The organism is Maritimibacter alexandrii (assembly GCF_005871115.1).
Lineage (GTDB): Bacteria > Pseudomonadota > Alphaproteobacteria > Rhodobacterales > Rhodobacteraceae > Maritimibacter > Maritimibacter alkaliphilus.
In genome coordinates, this window is sequence record NZ_SWKQ01000009.1 from 1211940 (window position 1) to 1229801 (window position 17862).

Annotated in this window: 22 protein-coding genes; 15 read left to right on the forward strand and 7 right to left on the reverse strand. The window is 64.9% G+C overall.

The window, feature by feature from the left end:
- Positions 1-16: 16 nt before the first annotated feature.
- Entirely contained in the window at positions 17-469 is a 453-nt protein-coding gene (locus FCT00_RS06755) for a c-type cytochrome (RefSeq protein ID WP_040884837.1), read from the reverse strand.
- Between the two features lie 122 nt (positions 470-591).
- On the opposite strand from FCT00_RS06755, the gene FCT00_RS06760 reads away from it, so the two are divergent.
- Positions 592-807: a DUF1858 domain-containing protein gene (locus tag FCT00_RS06760; protein WP_138422338.1), complete on the forward strand. Its 216-nt coding sequence runs from the start codon at positions 592-594 to the stop codon at positions 805-807.
- A 6-nt stretch (positions 808-813) separates the two neighbouring features.
- Here the strand turns inward: FCT00_RS06760 and FCT00_RS06765 are convergent, their stop codons facing one another.
- A complete protein-coding gene (locus tag FCT00_RS06765; protein WP_138422339.1) occupies positions 814-1509 on the reverse strand; it encodes a Crp/Fnr family transcriptional regulator in 696 nt (231 codons plus the stop codon).
- Positions 1510-1606: 97 nt separating this feature from the next.
- Between FCT00_RS06765 and FCT00_RS06770 the strand changes: the two genes are divergently transcribed.
- Together FCT00_RS06770 and FCT00_RS06775 are read left to right on the forward strand one after the other, a co-directional pair.
- Positions 1607-2032 carry a pseudoazurin gene (locus tag FCT00_RS06770; RefSeq protein WP_138422340.1) on the forward strand — a complete coding sequence of 142 codons (426 nt, stop codon included), beginning with the start codon at positions 1607-1609 and terminating at the stop codon, positions 2030-2032.
- 73 nt (positions 2033-2105) lie between these two features.
- A complete protein-coding gene (locus FCT00_RS06775) occupies positions 2106-3320 on the forward strand; it encodes an NnrS family protein (protein WP_235888947.1) in 1215 nt (404 codons plus the stop codon).
- Between the two features lie 52 nt (positions 3321-3372).
- Here FCT00_RS06775 and FCT00_RS06780 read toward each other — a convergent pair whose 3' ends face one another.
- The 4 genes from FCT00_RS06780 to FCT00_RS06795 all read right to left on the reverse strand — a co-directional run bounded on the left by FCT00_RS06780 (position 3373) and on the right by FCT00_RS06795 (position 6326).
- Positions 3373-3867: an anthrone oxygenase family protein gene (locus FCT00_RS06780; protein ID WP_138422342.1), complete on the reverse strand. Its 495-nt coding sequence runs from the start codon at positions 3865-3867 to the stop codon at positions 3373-3375.
- Between the two features lie 63 nt (positions 3868-3930).
- Positions 3931-4359 (reverse strand): DUF4345 domain-containing protein, encoded by a 429-nt coding sequence (locus FCT00_RS06785; protein ID WP_138422343.1) that lies wholly within the window; start codon positions 4357-4359, stop codon positions 3931-3933.
- A 25-nt stretch (positions 4360-4384) separates the two neighbouring features.
- Entirely contained in the window at positions 4385-5212 is an 828-nt protein-coding gene (locus FCT00_RS06790; protein WP_138422344.1) for an NAD(P)H-binding protein, read from the reverse strand.
- 109 nt (positions 5213-5321) lie between these two features.
- A complete protein-coding gene (locus FCT00_RS06795; RefSeq protein ID WP_138422345.1) occupies positions 5322-6326 on the reverse strand; it encodes an AraC family transcriptional regulator in 1005 nt (334 codons plus the stop codon).
- A gap of 167 nt (positions 6327-6493) precedes the next feature.
- On the opposite strand from FCT00_RS06795, the gene FCT00_RS06800 reads away from it, so the two are divergent.
- From FCT00_RS06800 to FCT00_RS06820, 5 genes are all read left to right on the forward strand, one after another.
- A complete protein-coding gene (locus tag FCT00_RS06800) occupies positions 6494-6823 on the forward strand; it encodes a hypothetical protein (protein WP_138422346.1) in 330 nt (109 codons plus the stop codon).
- 83 nt (positions 6824-6906) lie between these two features.
- Positions 6907-7353, forward strand: coding sequence for a c-type cytochrome (locus tag FCT00_RS06805; RefSeq protein ID WP_008330893.1), 447 nt, complete (start codon positions 6907-6909; stop codon positions 7351-7353).
- Entirely contained in the window at positions 7353-8741 is a 1389-nt protein-coding gene (locus FCT00_RS06810; RefSeq protein ID WP_138422347.1) for a multicopper oxidase family protein, read from the forward strand. Before FCT00_RS06805 ends, FCT00_RS06810 begins: the two co-directional genes overlap by 1 nt.
- 22 nt (positions 8742-8763) lie before the next feature.
- Positions 8764-9204, forward strand: a complete 441-nt coding sequence (locus FCT00_RS06815; RefSeq protein WP_008332193.1) for a c-type cytochrome — start codon at positions 8764-8766, stop codon at positions 9202-9204.
- Positions 9201-9638, forward strand: coding sequence for a c-type cytochrome (locus FCT00_RS06820; RefSeq protein ID WP_138422348.1), 438 nt, complete (start codon positions 9201-9203; stop codon positions 9636-9638). The genes FCT00_RS06815 and FCT00_RS06820 overlap by 4 nt, the downstream gene beginning before the upstream one ends.
- Positions 9639-9783: 145 nt before the next feature.
- On the opposite strand, the gene FCT00_RS06825 is transcribed toward FCT00_RS06820, so the two are convergent.
- Positions 9784-10443 carry a FadR/GntR family transcriptional regulator gene (locus FCT00_RS06825; protein ID WP_138422349.1) on the reverse strand — a complete coding sequence of 220 codons (660 nt, stop codon included), beginning with the start codon at positions 10441-10443 and terminating at the stop codon, positions 9784-9786.
- 122 nt (positions 10444-10565) lie between these two features.
- Between FCT00_RS06825 and FCT00_RS06830 the strand changes: the two genes are divergently transcribed.
- From FCT00_RS06830 to FCT00_RS06860, 7 genes are all read left to right on the forward strand, one after another.
- Positions 10566-11579 (forward strand): ornithine cyclodeaminase family protein, encoded by a 1014-nt coding sequence (locus FCT00_RS06830; RefSeq protein WP_171042913.1) that lies wholly within the window; start codon positions 10566-10568, stop codon positions 11577-11579.
- Between the two features lie 11 nt (positions 11580-11590).
- Entirely contained in the window at positions 11591-13072 is a 1482-nt protein-coding gene (locus tag FCT00_RS06835; RefSeq protein ID WP_138422350.1) for an NAD-dependent succinate-semialdehyde dehydrogenase, read from the forward strand.
- Complete coding sequence (locus FCT00_RS06840; RefSeq protein WP_138422351.1) at positions 13072-14091, forward strand: dihydrodipicolinate synthase family protein; 1020 nt, start codon at positions 13072-13074, stop codon at positions 14089-14091. Before FCT00_RS06835 ends, FCT00_RS06840 begins: the two co-directional genes overlap by 1 nt.
- A gap of 36 nt (positions 14092-14127) precedes the next feature.
- Positions 14128-15108 carry an ABC transporter substrate-binding protein gene (locus FCT00_RS06845; protein WP_138422352.1) on the forward strand — a complete coding sequence of 327 codons (981 nt, stop codon included), beginning with the start codon at positions 14128-14130 and terminating at the stop codon, positions 15106-15108.
- Positions 15109-15119: 11 nt separating this feature from the next.
- The gene (locus FCT00_RS06850; protein ID WP_138422353.1) at positions 15120-15938 is read left to right on the forward strand and encodes an ABC transporter ATP-binding protein; all 819 of its coding nucleotides are present in this window, start codon (positions 15120-15122) and stop codon (positions 15936-15938) included.
- Between the two features lie 2 nt (positions 15939-15940).
- Positions 15941-16753: an ABC transporter permease gene (locus tag FCT00_RS06855; RefSeq protein ID WP_138422354.1), complete on the forward strand. Its 813-nt coding sequence runs from the start codon at positions 15941-15943 to the stop codon at positions 16751-16753.
- A gap of 590 nt (positions 16754-17343) precedes the next feature.
- Positions 17344-17745: a helix-turn-helix domain-containing protein gene (locus FCT00_RS06860; RefSeq protein WP_138422355.1), complete on the forward strand. Its 402-nt coding sequence runs from the start codon at positions 17344-17346 to the stop codon at positions 17743-17745.
- Positions 17746-17862 lie beyond the last annotated feature (117 nt).

Genomic DNA, 17862 nt, shown 5'->3' on the forward strand with positions numbered 1-17862 from the left:
GCGCGTCGCGCTTGGCTTAGCCCGCGTCGTTCGGCGGCCAGTTCTGGGTGTTGGTCTGATCGGCCCACCGCAGGAATTCCGCGAGGCCGCGCATCTCTTCGTCGGTGATTTCGAAGTGCGGCATCTGGCGGCGGCCCTCGATCCCCGACGGCTGCGCCTCCATCCATCCCTTCAGAATGTCGAACGCGCCTTCGGGGTCGTCCGCGACGCCCCAGCGGGTCATCACGTTGCCGACCTCCGGCGCGAAATAGGCGCCTTCGCCGTGCAATGTGTGGCAGTTGATGCAGGAGTTACGCTCCCACACTTCCTTGCCCAGCCGCACCTCTTCGGTGATCGGTGCGCCTGCGGTCGAGGTTTTGACGATAAAGCGATGGCTTTGCGCCGTGAGGGCCACGAACACGACGACGAAGAAGATACTCCCCCCGTAGAAGACGTTCCTGGCCCGTGATTTCGTGAGTATGTCTGACATGTCACGGTCCCGTTTGTTGGTGTCGATGCACCTGACCTACCGGGCGCGACCGTGCCGCTTGTTGTGGAAACGCAAAGTTACGCGCGATTGGATCGGGCAGGGTGCCGGGAAAGGAGCCCGACATGCCCAGACGCCCCCGTTTCGACGACCCGGACCTGCCCCTGTCCACCCTGTTCGGTGAATGGCCGGATATGGTGGAGGTGTTTCTGGCCAAGCAGATGCTCTGCCCCGGCTGCCCGGTGGCCCCGTTCCACGCGATCACCGATGCCTGTGAGGAATACGAACTGGATGAAGAGGCGTTTCGCGCCGAGTTGCGGCGGGCGGCCCGGTTGCCCTAGTCCGGCCTAGCCCTGCGCGCCGGACAGCAGCACCAGCTCATGCGGGTTCGTCACGATGATATGCTTGCGCCGTGACGCGACCACGCCATCCTTTTCCCATGCCGACAGAAGCCGGCTGACGGTGTGCAGCGTCGTCCCGGTCATGTCCGAGATATTCTGCCGTGTGATCGGAAACCCGATCTCGATCCCGTCCTCGGTGCGCCGCCCGCTTTGGTTCATCATGCGAAGCACGGCGCAGGCCACCCGTTTCTCGACCGCCTGAGTCGCCATTTCGGTAAGCGTGGTCTGGATTTCCCCAAGCCTGCGGCCCAGCGTCTTGTAGCTTTCGGTCGCGAAGCCATCGTAGGTCTTCGTGAACTCGTCCCACAGGGTCATCGGCCATGACAGGGCGATCGATTCCGCGGCGGCGATGGCCGTCGCCGGATAGGTGTCGCGCTGAAGCGCCCGTGCGATGCCGAAGAGCTGACCGGGCGCGATGTGCAGGACGATGATCTCTTCCCCGCCCTCGGTCGACCGGATCACGCGCAGGTAGCCATCGAGCAGAAGATAGAACCGCTCTGCATCGTGCCCCTCGCTGAAGATCGCCATGCCCTCGTCATACCGGCGCGACGAGGCCTGACTCAGGATGTCGCGGATCTGCCCCCGCTCCAGACGACTGAAGGGCGGAAGATCGGCAAGAAGGCTTTCATCGAGCTTGGCCAAAATAGCTCCGGAAGTTTGTCGAAGTGCAATGTTCGATCTCTGGAAGTAACGGAAAAGGCCGTCAGACGAAATAGGAATACACCGAAAGGAAAGACCGATGAAACGCCTCCTGATCTCTGCCGCGCTCGCCCTTCTGGCCGGGGCCGCCTCTGCCGAAACCATCGAAATTCAGATGCTGAACAAGGGTGACGACGGCGCGATGGTGTTCCAGCCCGCATTCGTGCAGGCCCAGCCCGGCGACGTGATCCACTTCGTCGCGACCGACAAGGGGCACAATGTCGAAAGCATCGAAGGCATGCTTCCCGAGGGCGTCGAAGCCTTCAAGACCAAGTTCAACGAGGATTTTGAAATGACCGTCGATGCCGAAGGCGTCTACGGCGTCAAATGCACGCCGCACTACGGCATGGGCATGGTCGCGCTGATTCAGGTGGGCAACGCCGTCAACCTCGATGACGCCGCCGCCGTGCAGCAGAAAGGCAAATCCAAGGGCCGCATGGCCGACCTGATTGCACAGGTTCAGTGACGTCCAGTCCCTTCGTCACTGTCACTGAAAGGGCGGCGCCATGCGTCGCCCTTTCGACCTCGAGGAGCATCCCATGGCAAACGGCAAAACATATACCGGCCCCGCGATCCTGTCCGCCGGGTTCCGCCCCTTTTTCCTGCTAGCCTCCGGTTTCGCCGCATTGGCGGTGGCGGTCTGGCTCGCGATATGGACGGGCTTCATCACGCTCTCGTCGGTCTTTTCGCCCGTCGACTGGCACGTCCATGAAATGATCTTCGGCTACGGTGCGGCGGTGGTGGCCGGGTTTCTGTTCACCGCCGTTCCGAACTGGACCGGACGCCTGCCGACACGCGGAATGCCACTGGCGGGGCTGGCACTGGTCTGGCTTGCCGGACGGCTCGCCTCGGCCGGCCTGCTGCCGCTCGGTCCCGTTGGCGTGCTCGGCGTCGATCAGGCCTTTCTGCTGCTTGTCGGGGCGATGATCGCGCGTGAAATCGTGGCCGGGCGCAACTGGCGCAACCTGAAGGTGCTGGTGCCGGTCACCCTGTTCTGGGCCGCGAACATCGCCTACCACGTCGAAGCGATGACCACGGGGTCGGCATCCTCCGGGCACCGGATCGGCATCGCGATCCTGATCTTTCTCATCATGCTGATCGGGGGCCGGATCATCCCCAGCTTCACGCGAAACTGGCTCGTGAAACAGGGCGTCACACGGCTTCCCGTTCCGTTCGACCGCTTCGACGGGTTCGCCATTCTGACCGCCGTGATCGCGCTTGCCTTCTGGGTTCTTCAGATCGAGGGACCGATCGCAACGATCCTCCTCGGTTTCGCGGGGTTCGTGCAACTGGCCCGTCTTTCGCGCTGGCGGGGTGAGCGGACGTTGCGCTCACCCCTCCTTTTCATGCTTCACGTCGCATACGGCTTCATCCCCGTGGGCTTCCTGTCCGCCGCACTGTCGGCAGCGGGAGGCGTCAGCGCGGCGGCAACGCTTCACCTGTTCGGGGCGGGTGCCGTGGGTGCCATGACCGTCGCCGTCATGGTCCGGGCGACGCTGGGCCACACTGGCCGCGATCTTATCGCCGGGCCGGTCGCGACCGGGGCATTCGTCGCCCTGACGCTCGCGACCCTGTTGCGCGTCATCGCCGAAGTCGATGGCGTGAACCGTGACGTGTTCGTCGAAAGCGCAGGCATCCTCTGGGTATGCGCCTTCGCTTTTGTGGCGGGGAAAATCTGCCTTGCGGTAACCTCCGACAAGCCCCGGCGCAAACGCCCGTCCTCGGCGGCCGGTCATGGTGACCAAGGACGATGACGGTGCGGCGTGCGGGACGACGGGCCAGGCCTTGTCCGCACGCCGTAGACCGTCAAAACCCCTGCGACTGCGCCTCCCAGACGAGCGAGAACAGAAGCAGGGCCGCCGACAGCCCGCACGCGACGGTGCGGACGGTGTTCCAGAAGGTCCAGCGGGGCAGATAGGTCCGGGTCCAATAGTCCCCCGTCGTCTTTTCCGAGGCGTCCATACCCGCCAGAGCTTCGTTCATCGGCACGTTGAAGGCCACGGTCACGCCGAAGCATCCGACGAAATAGATCAGACCGGCCAGCACCATCACGGTTCCCGGCCCGTGACCGACACCGATCGCGCCATAGGCCGCGATCAGCAGGGATACGGGTGCCAGACCGAGGAAGAGCACCATGAAGGCCCAGTGAAAGACTTCCCGATTGATGGCCTGCATCGTGTCGACGCCATCCGTCTGGGCAAGGGACCGCATGATGAAATCCGAAAAGGCGAGGAAGACGCCACCGACCAGCGCATATGCGAGGACGGCGAGGTGGGCGAGATAGAGGATAAGAGGTGACATCGGAATTTGCTCCTGTGGTTGGAGCGGCGGCGGGGCAGTAAGCGCCACGCCACCGCAGCGAGATCAGTTCGGGGTTCGTGCCGGGGTGTGGCGTTGGGCGGCGAGCCGAAGGCGCTGTCGGAACGCCGCAAGACAGAGCGCGGCGATGAGCAGTTCGAAGAGGAGCGCGCCGACAAGGCTGCCAGAGGGCATCCCGTCCACCGCGAGCCCGACCAGCCGCCCGACCGGGAAGGCGATGAAGACGGTCAGCGCCGACACGATGGCGGGCAACAGCATCGGCTGTCGCCAGATACCCAGCAGCATCACAAGGCCGAACCCGGCAAGCCCGGCGCCGGGTGCGCGCAGTTCGCTCAACAGACTGGCATCGTCGCCAAGGGCGATACCGTAACTGGCGTAAAAGGAATGGGGCGCGAACAGGATGAAAGCGCCGATGGTCAGGGCGGTGAGACCCGAGAGGCCGAGTGCCGCTTTTTCGAACGGGGTGGTCGTCATGTCGTTGTCCTTTCGTGCGATGGTCTCAGGCCGCGTTCGTCCACGCGCCAGTCCGGGCAGCCGCGCGTGCGAAATCGGCGAAGTCGCGGGGGGACCGGCCCAATGCCCGCATCACGCCATCGGCGGTGCGGGCGTTGCGCCCGTCCAGCGTCTCGCGTGCGATGGCGGTGAAGACGTCGGCGACGAATGATCCCCCGGCTTCCGCAATGGTCTCGTGGAAGGCGTCGAAACTGATCGGGATATGGCGGATGCTTCGCCCGGTCGCGCGCGAAAGCTCGCCCGCCATGTCCGCGAAAGACATCAGACGTGGCCCCGTCACTTCGTAAAGTTCGCCCCGGTGCCCGTCTTCGGTCAGCGCCGCAACCGCGACGTCTGCGATGTCGTCGATGTCGATGATCGGCTCGACCACTTCGCCGCCGGGCATGGGCAGGACGCCTGCAAGGACCGGATCGCGCAGATACCCTTCCGAGAAGTTCTGCGCGAACCACGCGGCCCGGACGATGGTGAAATCGACACCGGACCCCCGCACCACATCTTCGCCCAGCCGCGCGTGATGTTCGCCGCGACCGGAAAGCAGCACGAGGTGTTCGACCTCGACGTCACGCACCGTTTCGCAGAGGGACTCCAGCTTCTCGACCGCACCGGGGAAGGCGAGATCGGGGAAATAGGTGACATAGGCGGCACGCGCGCCGCGCAGGGCCGGGGCCCATGTCTCGGGCGCGTCCCAGTCGAAGGGCGTGACGGAATTGCGCGCGCCGCGCCGCACTGCAACGCCGCGCGCTTCGAGGCGGCTGGCGACACGACGGCCGGTCTTGCCGGTCGCGCCGATCACGAGGATGGGTTTGTCTTGCATCGGATATCTCCTTGGCTTGGGTTTCGGTAGCCAAGGGATAAGCGCGTGGATGCAGCGGGGTATTGACCGGCAAGGCCACGTTATTGACCCGCGCCGCCATCGCCGCCGTTCAGCGGAGCGACAGATCCTTGCGATAACTCGCGGGCGTCGTGCCGACCCAGCGTTTGAACGCGCGGGTAAAGGCGCTTTGTTCTGAGAACCCGGTCAGAAACGCGATTTCGGCCAGCGTATGACTCTCATCCCGCAAAAGCCCTTCGGCAAGATCGCGGCGCGTCTCTTCGGTGAGGCTCTGAAAGTTCATCCCATGCTCGGACAGGCGCCGATGAAAGGACCGCGCACTCAGCCCAAGGCCGCGCGCAATCTCGGCCATCTTCGGCGCGCCCTCGCTCAGGGCCTGCGCGATGGCCGCCTTGGCCTGCGTCACGACCTCCGGTTCGCGGGTGATCTGCGAAAGTTCCGCGTCGAGATGCGTGGTGAGATACTGCGATATCCCCTCGTCACCCAAAATGTTGGGCCGTGAAAGCGCTTCGTCCGCGTAAAGGATCGCGTCGAGGTCGGCCCCGAACCGCACCGGGCAACCGAACCACTCCTCATGCGAGGCGACATGCTGCGGCGCGGGATGGCGGACCAGCACTTCCATCGGGGCGAGCGGCACGGGGCAGACCTGCCGCGCGATGGACACCGCGCTCGCAAGCGTCGCCTCGTTCGACAGCCGCATCCCAAGGCGTCGTTCGCCGTCGCGATGCAGGATGAAAAGCGTGCCGCCGATCGCCGCCCGCAATTCGTATTCGACGACGCTGGTCCAAAGCCGCGCGTAGCGTTCCACCCGCGCATAGGACGCGCCAAGGGTGGTGGCGGCCTTGAACGCCAGACCCAGCGCGCCGTATTCGTCGAGCCGCATGGAAGCGCCCACGCGCACCGGAAGGTCGGTCACGTCGATCCGTTCGGCGATCCTTTCGAGCATGTCATAATAAAGCTCGGCGGGAACCATCTGGCCCGTGTCCGGGGCGCTATCGGGGGTGATCCCGACGTGGGCCAGCATTTCCGCGGCGTCGACAGCATCGCCGGCCGCAGCGACCACCTTGCGTGCGAAAAGCGACGTCACATAACCCATGCCCGCTATCCTACGGCGCGTATGGGATACCGCCAAGCTTACCGGGTCCGCACGGAAAGGCGCTCGGCACCCCCCGGTTTCCGGGCCTTCGCTTGCGTGGCCGGGTCCGAGCTTTTACACTGGCCCACAGGCTTCGCCGTTCCCGTTCTTCGCCTCGAAAGGCCCGCATGTCATTCGCCAAGGTCATCGTCCTGACGCTCATCCTCGCGTTCGCCGGCGCGTCGGGCGTGACGATGAATATGGGTGAGATGCACGATCCTGCGGCAACCTCCGCAAAGGCGCATTGCGACGCCTGCCCCGAGACGGCGGAGATCGGCATGGCGAAGGCGCATGTCGGAGCCTGTGCAAACGGGGCGAGCTGCATGTTGAATGCGGTGGAAGCGGTGCAACTGCCCGTCGTGCTCATCCGCGTCGCGCGGGATTGGAGAAGCCTACCACCCGATACCGCCTTCGTCTCGACCACCCCACAACTCGATCTGCCGCCTCCGCGCGCCTGAGACTGTTCCCTTTGTCATCCATCGGGGCCACCCGATGATCCCGACCCGCGCAGAGGCGCGCGAACAGTTCGATCGAGAGTCACATGAACAAACCCCTGCTACTGGCCGTTCTGGCCGCCGCCGTCCTTGGCGGTATCTACGTCGTCACCCGTCCCGGCACATCTGCCCAGGACACAACCACCAGTGCGGTCGCCGAACCTGCCGAAGGCGACCCCATCGTCACCGTCACCCTTCCGCAAACGCTCTCCGACCAAGCCCAGATGGGCGAGCGCGGCTTCAACGCGGTCTGCGCCGATTGCCACGGCGAAAACGCGCAGGGCAAGATGGGGTTCGGTCCGCCGCTGGTGCACAAGATCTATGAACCATCCCATCATGCCGACATGGCGTTCCAACTGGCGGTCCAGAACGGCGTCACCGCGCACCACTGGAAATTCGGCAACATGCCTCCGCAAGAGGGGCTGACAGGGGCGGATGTGCAGGCGATCACGGCTTACGTTCGTGAACTGCAACGTGCGAACGGGATCGAATGATGGGGCGCCTCAATCTCACCCGTCGCGGTTTCTGTGCCGGGGGCGTGGCGGCGTTCAGCGTCCGCCCGACATGGGCCGCCACGCCCGATGACCTGACAGCGCGCAAAGCCGGCGTCCAGCTTGCCCCGGACGGCTACCCGATGACCGAGGTGTGGTCGTATGACGGAATGCTGCCGGGCAGAACGATCCGCGTCGGACAGGGCGAACGGGTCACCCGCCGTCTGGTCAACGACCTCGAAGTGCCGACCTCGATCCACTGGCACGGCATCCGCATCGACAACGCGATGGACGGCGTAGCTGGCCTGACGCAGGACGCGGTGCCGCCAGGCCACACCTTCGACTATGACTTCGTGGCGCCGGATGCCGGAACCTACTGGTATCACGCCCACACCAATTCGATGGAGCAGGTGGCGCGTGGCCTGTCCGGGCCGTTGATCGTGGAAGAAGCCCAAGCGCCCGAGGTGGACGCGGACGAGGTTCTGATGCTCGACGACTGGCTGATCGACCCGGACAGCGGCCAGTTCTTCGATGACTTCGACCAGCCCATGGCCCTGTCCCATGCCGGGCGCATGGGCAACCTGATCGGGACCAACGGGCAGTATCAACTGGAACTGCCCGCACAGTCCGGCGCGCGCCTTCGGCTGCGCCTCATCAACGCGGCCAACGCGCGGATTTTCGTGCTGCGGCTTCAGGGGCTTTCGGGCTGGTCCGTCGCGCTCGACGGTATGCCGCTCGCCGCCCCGGAACCCGTGATGGACGAGATCATCCTCGCCCCGGCGCAGCGGATCGACCTGATCGTCGACGTGACCGCGCCGGAGGGCGAAACCGCCGCGCTGCTTCGCTTCGACGATGACGACCAGTGGCGCGGTCAGGTCGCCTTCCCGGTGCGGGGCACGCGGTCCGGCCCCCGTCGTGACCGCCCGGCGGCATTGCCCCCCAATCCCAATACGGCGCTGCCCGACCTGACGGCTGCGCGGTCGCTCGACATGGTCATGGAGGGCGGTGCGATGGGGCGGCTCGGCACGGCCCGTTATCAAGGCCGCGACATGGGGTTTCGCGATCTTGTGGGGCAGGGTCAGTTCTGGTCGCTCTCCGGTCAGGTCGGGCTTTCCGACGAACCCTTTGCCAGACTCGACCGTGGCGAGGTCGTCCGCCTGCGGATCGAAAACCGGACCGTGTTCGCGCACGCCATGCACCTGCACGGGATGCACTTTCGCAAGGTCGCGGCGGATGGAACCCTCGGCCCCTTGCGCGACACCATCCTGAGTATCCCCGAGGAACCGCTCGAAATCGCCGTCTCGGCGGACAATCCAGGTAAGTGGTTGTTCCACTGCCACATGCTCGGACACGCCAGGAGTGGTATGACCACCTGGATCGACGTGACCTGAACCCAACGAAAGAGGAGGACCAATGAAACTCGTTAAACCTGTCATCGCAGCCGCACTCACCGCTCTCGCCACCACGGCGCTTGCCCATACCGGGGTGAAGGACCCTGACGTCAAGGCGCGCATGGACGGCATGAGCGCGATTGCGGATGCCGTCAAAACCATCGGTCTGATGGCGAAGGGCGAAACGGACTTCGACTCGGCGGCGATCGACGCGGCTCTGGCCGAGATCGAAACGCGCGCGGCACGCATCCCCGAACGCTTCGAAACCGAAGTCATCACGCCCAAGTCCGAAGCCCGCCCGGCGATCTGGGACGAGATGGAGGCGTTCAGCGAAAAGGCGCTCGCCCTCGAAACGCTCGCGGCCACCCGTCAGGGCACCGTGGCCTCTCCCGATGATCTCGGCGCGCTGATGGGCGACATCGGGACATCGTGCAAATCCTGCCATTCGGAATATCGGGAATGAAGCCGATACTCATCGCTTGCGTGGCGTCCGTCATCCCGTTCGCCGCGCTGGCCGACCATGTCCTTGGCGGCGCGGACATCGCGAACGGCGAAGCGGTCTATGCCGAAAGCTGCGCCTCCTGCCACGGCGCGCGGCTCGAGGGGCAACCGGACTGGCAGTCGCCCGGTCCGGACGGCGTGATGCCGGCGCCACCCCACGACGAAACCGGGCACACATGGCATCACGACAGTCAGCTTCTGTTCGACTACACCAAGTTTGGCGGGCAGGCGGCGCTGGAGGCGCGTGGGGTCAAAGGGTTCGCAAGCGGTATGCCCGCCTTCGAGGAGGTGTTGAGCGACGCCGAAATCCGCGATGCCCTCGGCTTCATCCGCTCGACGTGGCCCGACCGTGTGCAGGAGGTGCAGGATATGCGCAGCCACCAATCCGGCGGCTGAGAGGCGGCGGGTCCGGACTTGCTCGGTCTTTAACGCCCGCGCCGAGCGTCGAACGTCTTTCCGGCCAAGCATAAGCGAAGCCCTGCCAGACCCATTCCCTTGCCGATGTGTTGGGCTACGCTTTCATTGCGCGCCGAAAAGCGCCCTATCTCAGCCCGAACAACTGCTCCCGGACCGACGTCAGGTGGTCCCGCATCGCGTTCTCGGCGCTTTCGGGGTCGCCGCTTCGGATCGCGGCAACGATGGCCTCATGCTGGCGGTTGGTGGCAGAGGGCGCAGTCTCTTGACCGAATACGGCGTTCAGCCGCGTGTCGAGCCCGCTGCGACCCTGACCGCGCAGCGTATCGTGCAGCAAAAGCAACAGCGGATTGCGGGTCGCCGTCGCGATCAGGCGGTGAAGGCGTTCGTCCAGCCGTTTCCATTGCGCGTATGACGCCGCCGTTTCCATCTCGGTCAGGCATTTCTCCATCGCCGACAGGTCCGCGGGCCGGGCGTTGATCGCGGCCTGACCGGCGAGCATCGGTTCCAGCAGGCGCCGGGCATCCATGATGTCGCCAAGGCTGACGTCCGCCGCCCATTCGGGCGCGGTCGGGTCGACTTCGCGCTCGCCGATAAAGGTGCCCTTGCCGACGTGACGCCAGATCAGCCCCTCGTCCTCCACGCGCTTCAGAAGCGTGCGCAGACGCCCCCGCGACACGTCGAGCGCCTCGGCCAGCTTCGGTTCGGGCGGAAGCTGGGTATTTCCGCGTTCGGCCTCGCCTTCGATGAAGGCGCGCAGCCGGGAAAGATCGTCGATGCCGTCCAAGGGGCCTCCTGTGATTGCCCGTTTTTAACGGGTGCCGCCGCTTCGCTCAATCAATATCAATCAATTAATTGACATGCATCAATAATGTATTTACCACGCTTCGACATGGAAATGAGGGTGGTATGAGCGGAACAAGCGCGGAATTGACCTTGGGCACGCGGTTCGTCGGCGGCGACGCTGTCGAGCGAGCGTTCGATTGGGGGCAGGCCATCGAAGCCCTTCGCACGGCCTATGCGGGCGACGTGACCGAGGCGATGTTTCCCGACCGGACCATGGCGCGGGGCGACGGGCTTTGGCTGCGCACGCTGTCTGGCATTGCCCCGGACGGCGGGATGATGGGGGCCAAGATGATCGCGGCCAATATCCGCGCGCGGCGGGCGAGCTACCTGATCCCGCTCTTCGATCAGGAAACGGTGGAGCTTCGGGCGCTCTTGGATGGGAACGCGATCACCGGGTTTCGCACGGCGGCGACCACCGCGCTTGCGCTCGACGCGATCAGCCGCCCGGGCGCGGTAAGGGTCGGGCTGCTCGGCACCGGGTTCGAGGCGCAGAACCATCTGCGCGCGCTTGCAACGATCCGCCAGATCGACCGGGTCGAGGTGTTCAGCCCGTCGCCCGACAGCCGCGCACGGTTCATCGCGGCGGTGGCCGATCTGGGGCTGAACGTGGCGGGATGCGACAGTGCGGACGCGGTCGTCGACGCGGCCCCCGACATGCTCATCTGCGCGGCGCGGGCGCGGGACGAACAGCCCCTCTTTGACGGCGCGCAGCTTGCACCCGGCATGACGATCGCCTCCATAGGATCGACCCTGCCTGAGCAGCGCGAGGTCGATGTGACGACGCTCAGCCGTGCCGCGCGGATCGTGGCGGACATGCCGAACGAGGTGGCGCATGACACGGGCGACCTGATCGCCGCGAAGGCCGACGGTGCTGACCTGACAGACCGGATCGTCGCACTGGCCGATGTGATCGGCGGCCGCGTCGCGGGGCGGGAAAGCGCGGATGAGATCGTGCTCTACAAGTCGGTCGGCGGGGCCATTCAGGATCTGGCGGTCGCGGCGATGTGTTTTCACCGGGCCGAAGCGATGGGTCTGGGCGTGATGCTGCCGGACACCATCCGTCCGGTTCTGAAATGAGGGCGGGGCGAATGACGGGCAGAGATATCCTCTCCGATGCCGGGCTATGGCGCGATGCGGCCTATGTAAACCGCGCGTGGGTGTCGGACGGCAAGGCGGGGACCATGGACCTGTGCAATCCGGCGACCGGGGCCACGCTCGCCACGTTGCCGCAGCTCGACGCCGGGCAGGTGCGGGATGCTGTCGATGCGGCGGAGGCCGCGTTCGGGCCGTGGCGGCTTCGCCCCGCCAAGGACCGCGCGAAGCTCCTGCGCCGGTGGTTCGATCTGATGACCGCGCACGCCGACGATCTGGCGCGGCTCATCGTGCTGGAAGAGGGCAAGCCGTTCGCCGAAGCCAAGGGCGAAGTCGCCTATGCCGCGTCCTTTGTCGAATGGTTCGCGGAGGAGGCCAAGCGCATCCGGGGTGACGTGATGGCCGCGCCCGAGGCCGGGCGGCGGATCGTCGTTCTGAAGGAACCCGTGGGCGTCTGCGCTGCGATCACACCGTGGAACTTTCCGGCGGCGATGATCACGCGGAAGGCAGCGCCGGCGCTGGCGGCAGGCTGCACGATGGTCGTGAAGCCCGCCGGGCAGACCCCGCTGACCGCGCTGGCGCTTGCCGAACTCGCCCACCGTGCGGGCATCCCGGCGGGGGTCTTCAACGTGGTGCTGGGGCGCGCGAGCGTGGTGGGCGGCGAACTGACCGCCAACCCCAAGGTGCGCAAGATCACCTTCACCGGGTCGACCGAGGTCGGGCGGCTGCTGCTCGAGCAATCTGCCGCGACGATCAAGAAGGCGTCGATGGAGCTGGGCGGCAACGCGCCGCTTCTGGTGTTCGACGATGCCGATCTGGAAACCGCCGTCGACGGGTTCATCGCCACCAAATACCGCAACACCGGACAGGCCTGTATCAGCGCGAACCGGGCCTATGTGCAGGCCGGTATCCACGACGCGTTCGTCGCAAAGCTCGCCGAAAAGGTCGGCGCGCTCAAGGTGGGCGAGGGGTTCGAGGACGGCGTCCAGCAAGGCCCGCTGATCGACGCGGCGGCGGTCGAGAAGGTCAAGGATCACATCGCCGACGCCTTGGCCCATGGGGCGCAGGTCGTCTGCGGAGGGGCCACGCACAACCGCGGGCCGCTGTTCTTCCAGCCGACCGTACTGTCCGGCGTCACGCAGGCGATGAAGATCACGCGGGAAGAGACGTTCGGCCCTATCGCGCCGGTCGTGAAATTCGAGACCGAAGCCGAGGCCGTCGCCATGGCCAACGACACCGAATTCGGCTTGGCCGCCTATCTGTTCGCCCGCGATGGCGAGCGGCTCTGGCGTGTGTCGGCGGCGCTCGAGGCCGGAATGATCGGGGTCAACACCGGCCTCATCTCGAACGAGGTCGCGCCGTTCGGCGGGATCAAACAGTCGGGGATCGGCCGCGAAGGTTCGGTCTACGGCATCGACGAATTCATGGAACAGAAATACCTGGCCTGGGCCGGGGCAGGAGAGGCGGAGCTGGGCTGATGGCACGATATATGAAGGATGAGGCGCGCAAATGGGTGCGCGAGACGCTGGTGGGCGCGGTCAACTGCACGATCCCGTCGTTCTCGAACGACCTCACCCGGATCAACGAGGCCGCGATCCGGCACGACACCCGGCGGGCCATCGAACACGGCTTCGTCGGCTCGCTTGCCGTGTCCGAAGTGTCGATCACGCTGCCGGAATACATCGATTTCATGCGGATCATGAAGGCCGAGGCGGGCGACGATCTGGTCATCGTGCATCACGCAAGCTGGAACACGCTGGAGCAGAACATCGAGGCCGTGCAGATGGCAGAGGAGGCCGGGGCGGAGTTCGTGCTCCTGTCCTATCCGCCCGCGTTCTATCCCGAGAGCGAGGATGACATTTACGACTACACGCGCTCGATCTGCGATGCGACGAACCTCGCCGTGATGCTGTTTCCGATGTTCCTGTGGGGCTTCAACACGCGGGTTCACCCCTCGGACATTCCGACCAGCGTGATGCGGCGGCTGATCGACGATTGCCCCAACGTGGCGGCGATCAAGGCCGAGGGGGGCTTTCCGTCGATCCAGAGCGTGATCGAATGTCACCGTCTCTTCGGGGATGAGGTCGTCATCTCGATGCCCATTGAGGGCGAGTTGATCCCGCTGTCGCAGGTGATGCCGCTGCAACTGTCGGCCACGTCGGATCACGAATACTGGGGGCCGCTCATCCCGCAGGTGATGCAGCATTTGCGGAACGGCGAATACGACGCGGCGACCGAGATTTACTGGCGGATGCATCCGGCGCGAAAGGCCAAGGGGATGGTCGCGCAGCAGATGCACGGCGGGTTCTTCATCAACCGCTACGTCTGGAAATTCCAAGGTTGGCTTCAGGGCTACAACGGCGGGCCGCTTCGGATGCCGACCCAGCGCATCCACGATCCGCAGATGAACGCGCTGCGCAAGGGGCTGATCGACGCCGGGCTGTCCCCGTCGATGGAGCCGTTCCGCGACTTTTTCATCGGACGTCATCCGATGTGACAGCGCCCGACACGGCGCATTTTCAGGGAGAGAGAGATGAAACGACTGATTGCAACGCTGGCCGTAGCCGCGGGTCTTGCCGCCCCGGCGCTGGCCGAGGACGTGGTGAAGTTCGGCAGCCTCAGGGTGCCGGTGCAGGTCTATGCCGGGATGGGCAAAGGCTTCTTCGAAGCCGAGGGGATCACAGTCGAACCGACGTTCTTCAAGTCCGGGTCCGAGATCGCGCCTGCGGTCGCCACGGGTCAGGTCGATGCGGCCATCACCACCTCGGGCGCGGCGCTGTTCAATGCGCTGGCGCGGGGGGCGGAGTTCACCATTGTGGCTGAGGCGCTGAACATCGAACCGGGCGCGCCGGGCGGTGATCCGACCGCCATCATGGTGCGCAGCGACGCCGGGATCGAAAGCGGCGCGGACCTTGCCGGCAAAAAGATCGCCGTGACTGCGCCGGGGCAGATCCTCGACATGATCGTGAACGAATACATCGTGCAGTCGGGCGTGAACCCGGAAGACGTGACCAAGGTGGGCATGGCCCCGCCCGACATGGTGCCTGCGCTGACCAACGGATCGGTCGACGCCGCGATCATGATCGACCCGTTCCAGTCCATCGCGCTGGGCGGCGGCACCGTCACGCGGCTTGTCCGCGCGTCCGAGGTGATGCCGGGCACCTCGCAGGCCTTCATGGTCTATTCGAACGGGATGATGGAGCGCGAAGACGTCGCCGTGCGGTTCCTGCGCGCCTATAAGGCCACGAACGACTGGATCCGCGAGGCACTTGCCACGCCCGAGGGGCGCACCGAACTTGCCGGATACTATCAGCAATACGTGCCCGCGAAGGACGCGAGCGTCTATGAGAAGATCGCGATGGGCACGGCCTCCGAAAGCCTCGCCGTGAACTTGGACGGCGATTATGGCCTGCGCTGGCAGATGCAGACGCTCATCGACGCCGGGCTCATCCCGCAGGCGCCCGATCTGGACGCGCATCTGAACACGGCCCTGCTCGATCAGGCGTCGAACTAGGTCCGGGTGCGATGACAGGCAAGACAGGCAAGATCGAGGTGGACGGGGTCGCCAAGGTGTTCGGCGACCCCCAGCGGGGCTTCCGGGCCATCGACAAGGTGGACCTGACGATTGCGGATGGCGAATTCGTCTGCATCGTCGGCCCGTCGGGCTGCGGTAAATCGACCCTCATCCGCATGTTCGCCGGGCTGGAGCACCCCTCGGAGGGGCAGATCCGGATCGCGCATGACATTCCGGACCGGCCCATGACCGCGATGATCTTTCAGCAGGAAAGCGCGTTTCCGTGGCTGACCGTGGCCGACAACGCGGCCTACGGCCTGCGTGCGTCGGGGACGTGGAGGGGCGCCGAAAGTCAGGAGCGGGTGGATTACTTCCTGCAAAAGACCGGGCTTTATTCCTTCCGCGATTTCCGCCCTGACCAGTTGTCGGGCGGGATGAAACAGCGCCTGTCCATCGCGCGCGCCTTTGCGACCAATCCCGAAGTGCTGCTGATGGACGAACCCTTCGCCGCGCTCGACGAGCAGAACAAGCTTATCATGCAGGAAGAGCTTGCGACGCTCTGGGAAGAGTTCCGCTCCACCGTCGTCTTCATCACCCACGGGCTGGACGAGGCGGTGCTTCTGGGCGACCGCGTCGTGGTCATGTCGTCGGCGCCGGGGCGGTTCATTCACAGCCTCGACATCGACCTGCCGCGTCCGCGCAAATCGGCCGAGATCCGGCGCACGCCGGAGTTCGGGGCGCTCACCGCCGAGCTGTGGGACATTCTGGGGCACGAGGTGCGCACAGCGCGCCAGCAGGAAGCCGACCGTATTCAGGCGGCGGGGAGGTAGGGATGGCGACCATCGAAACCATCGACGTCAGCCGCGCGCCGCGCAAAGGCACGCGGCGGGTGCTGGGGATGCCGATCGGGCTGATCTCGCCCATCGTGCTTCTGGGGCTGTGGGAAATCGCCGCGCGGACCGGGGCGATCAACGTCACGTTCTTTCCCGCGCCGTCCACCATCCTTGCCACAGGGTTCGCGCAGGCACAGACCGCGCAGTTCTGGGGCGACCTTAGCATCAGTCTGCAACGCATCGCGGTCGGTCTGGTCATGGGCGCGGTGCCGGGCGTGCTGGTCGGTCTGGCCATGGGTCTTTTCCGCCCCGTGCGCGAGGCGCTGAACCCTCTGATCGCGGCGTTGTTCCCAATCCCGAAAATCGCGCTTCTGCCGCTTTTGCTTCTGATTTTCGGCATCGGTGAAACGTCGAAATACGTCACCATCGCGATCAACGTCTTTTTCCTGATGACGATCAACACCTTCGCGGGTGTGGTCAGCACGCCGAAGATCTACTTCGAAGTCGCGCAGAACCTGAAAGCCACGCGCCTCAAGACCTATCTCACCGTGGCGCTGCCCGGTGCGCTGCCGGGCATCTTCACGGGGCTGCGCATCTGCATGGGCACGGCGCTGATCCTGCTGGTGGCGGTCGAGTTCTCGACGGCGGACAGCGGCGTCGGCTATCGCATCTGGTGGGCCTGGACGGTGTTCTGGGTCGACACGATGTATGTCGGCTTCCTCGTCATCGCGATCCTCGGGCTGGGCTTCTCCTACGCGGTCGACTTCCTCGAACGGCTGGTGATCCCGTGGCACCGAAAGCACGAGCGGTGATCGCCTTCTGGACGGAATTTTGCCGCGTCCGTCGAAGGGCTGCCGTTGGTGGAGTGAGCAAGACGCCTCGCGCCGCGGCCCGCCACGGTGCCCCTGACGGTGTGACGCCTGACACACACCTCAACGCGCCCGCATCGTGATCCGGGCGCGCTTTCTGTTCCCAGTGACCGGATCGAACAAAACCCCGACCTGAACGGCCGCAGCCGGAGCCCAGAAAACAAAAAAGGCGCCCGAAGGCGCCTTGTTTTATTGGTCGGAGTGAGAGGATTCGAACCTCCGACCCCTGCCTCCCGAAGAAAGGGCGTGTCGGCCAAGCCATTGATTTTTGGTTAAGAGAGCACTGTTTAGCGGCTGATACTTCCCATATTTCCAATCGGATTGGGTTCGTTCAGGTTCACTGAACCAAAGAGCACTGTCTCGTTCCTCCGCGCCACCAGTCGCTCGAATTCGACATCCTTATCCGGCTTCAACGTCGATGTGCACGAGAAACTGTCGGGTCAACTGCTTTCTCTCCCGCCACAGTTCCCCACTGACCCGTCGCTATAACAAACACATGCAGCAAGCGCTGCGCGATATCAGCGAGGAACAACATGACCACGAAACCGCACGAGCACACTGAACTTGCAAAATTTGTCGAGCGCCGGGTTCTCGAACTGAAATCAAAGAAGACCCAGGCCGACATCGCCGCCCAGGCTGGATATGTTAACCAGAACATGATCACGATGATCAAACAGGGCCGCTCGAAGGTCGCGCTTGATCGCATCCCGGCGCTCGCAGGGGCTCTCGAATGCGATTCGGCCTACCTCATGCGCCTCGCGCTCGAACAGGCGATCGGCGGCACGGCGGCGGCAACGCTTATTGAGGTGTTCGGCGACCCCGTGACCGCGAACGAACAGGCATGGTTGCGTGAAATCCGCTCCGCCTCTGGACATGCCGACCCGAGGCTCACCGCGCGCTCCCAGGCGGCGCTCCGCGCCATCTTCGGGAAGTGATGTCATGGAGTATCGTGGGAATGAGATCCTGACGCCGAACGAGCGCGATTGGCTTCGTTTCTTGCGCGACATATCGAACGGTCGGGATGTCGCCATCACGTTGCGCCGGGTGCAGCT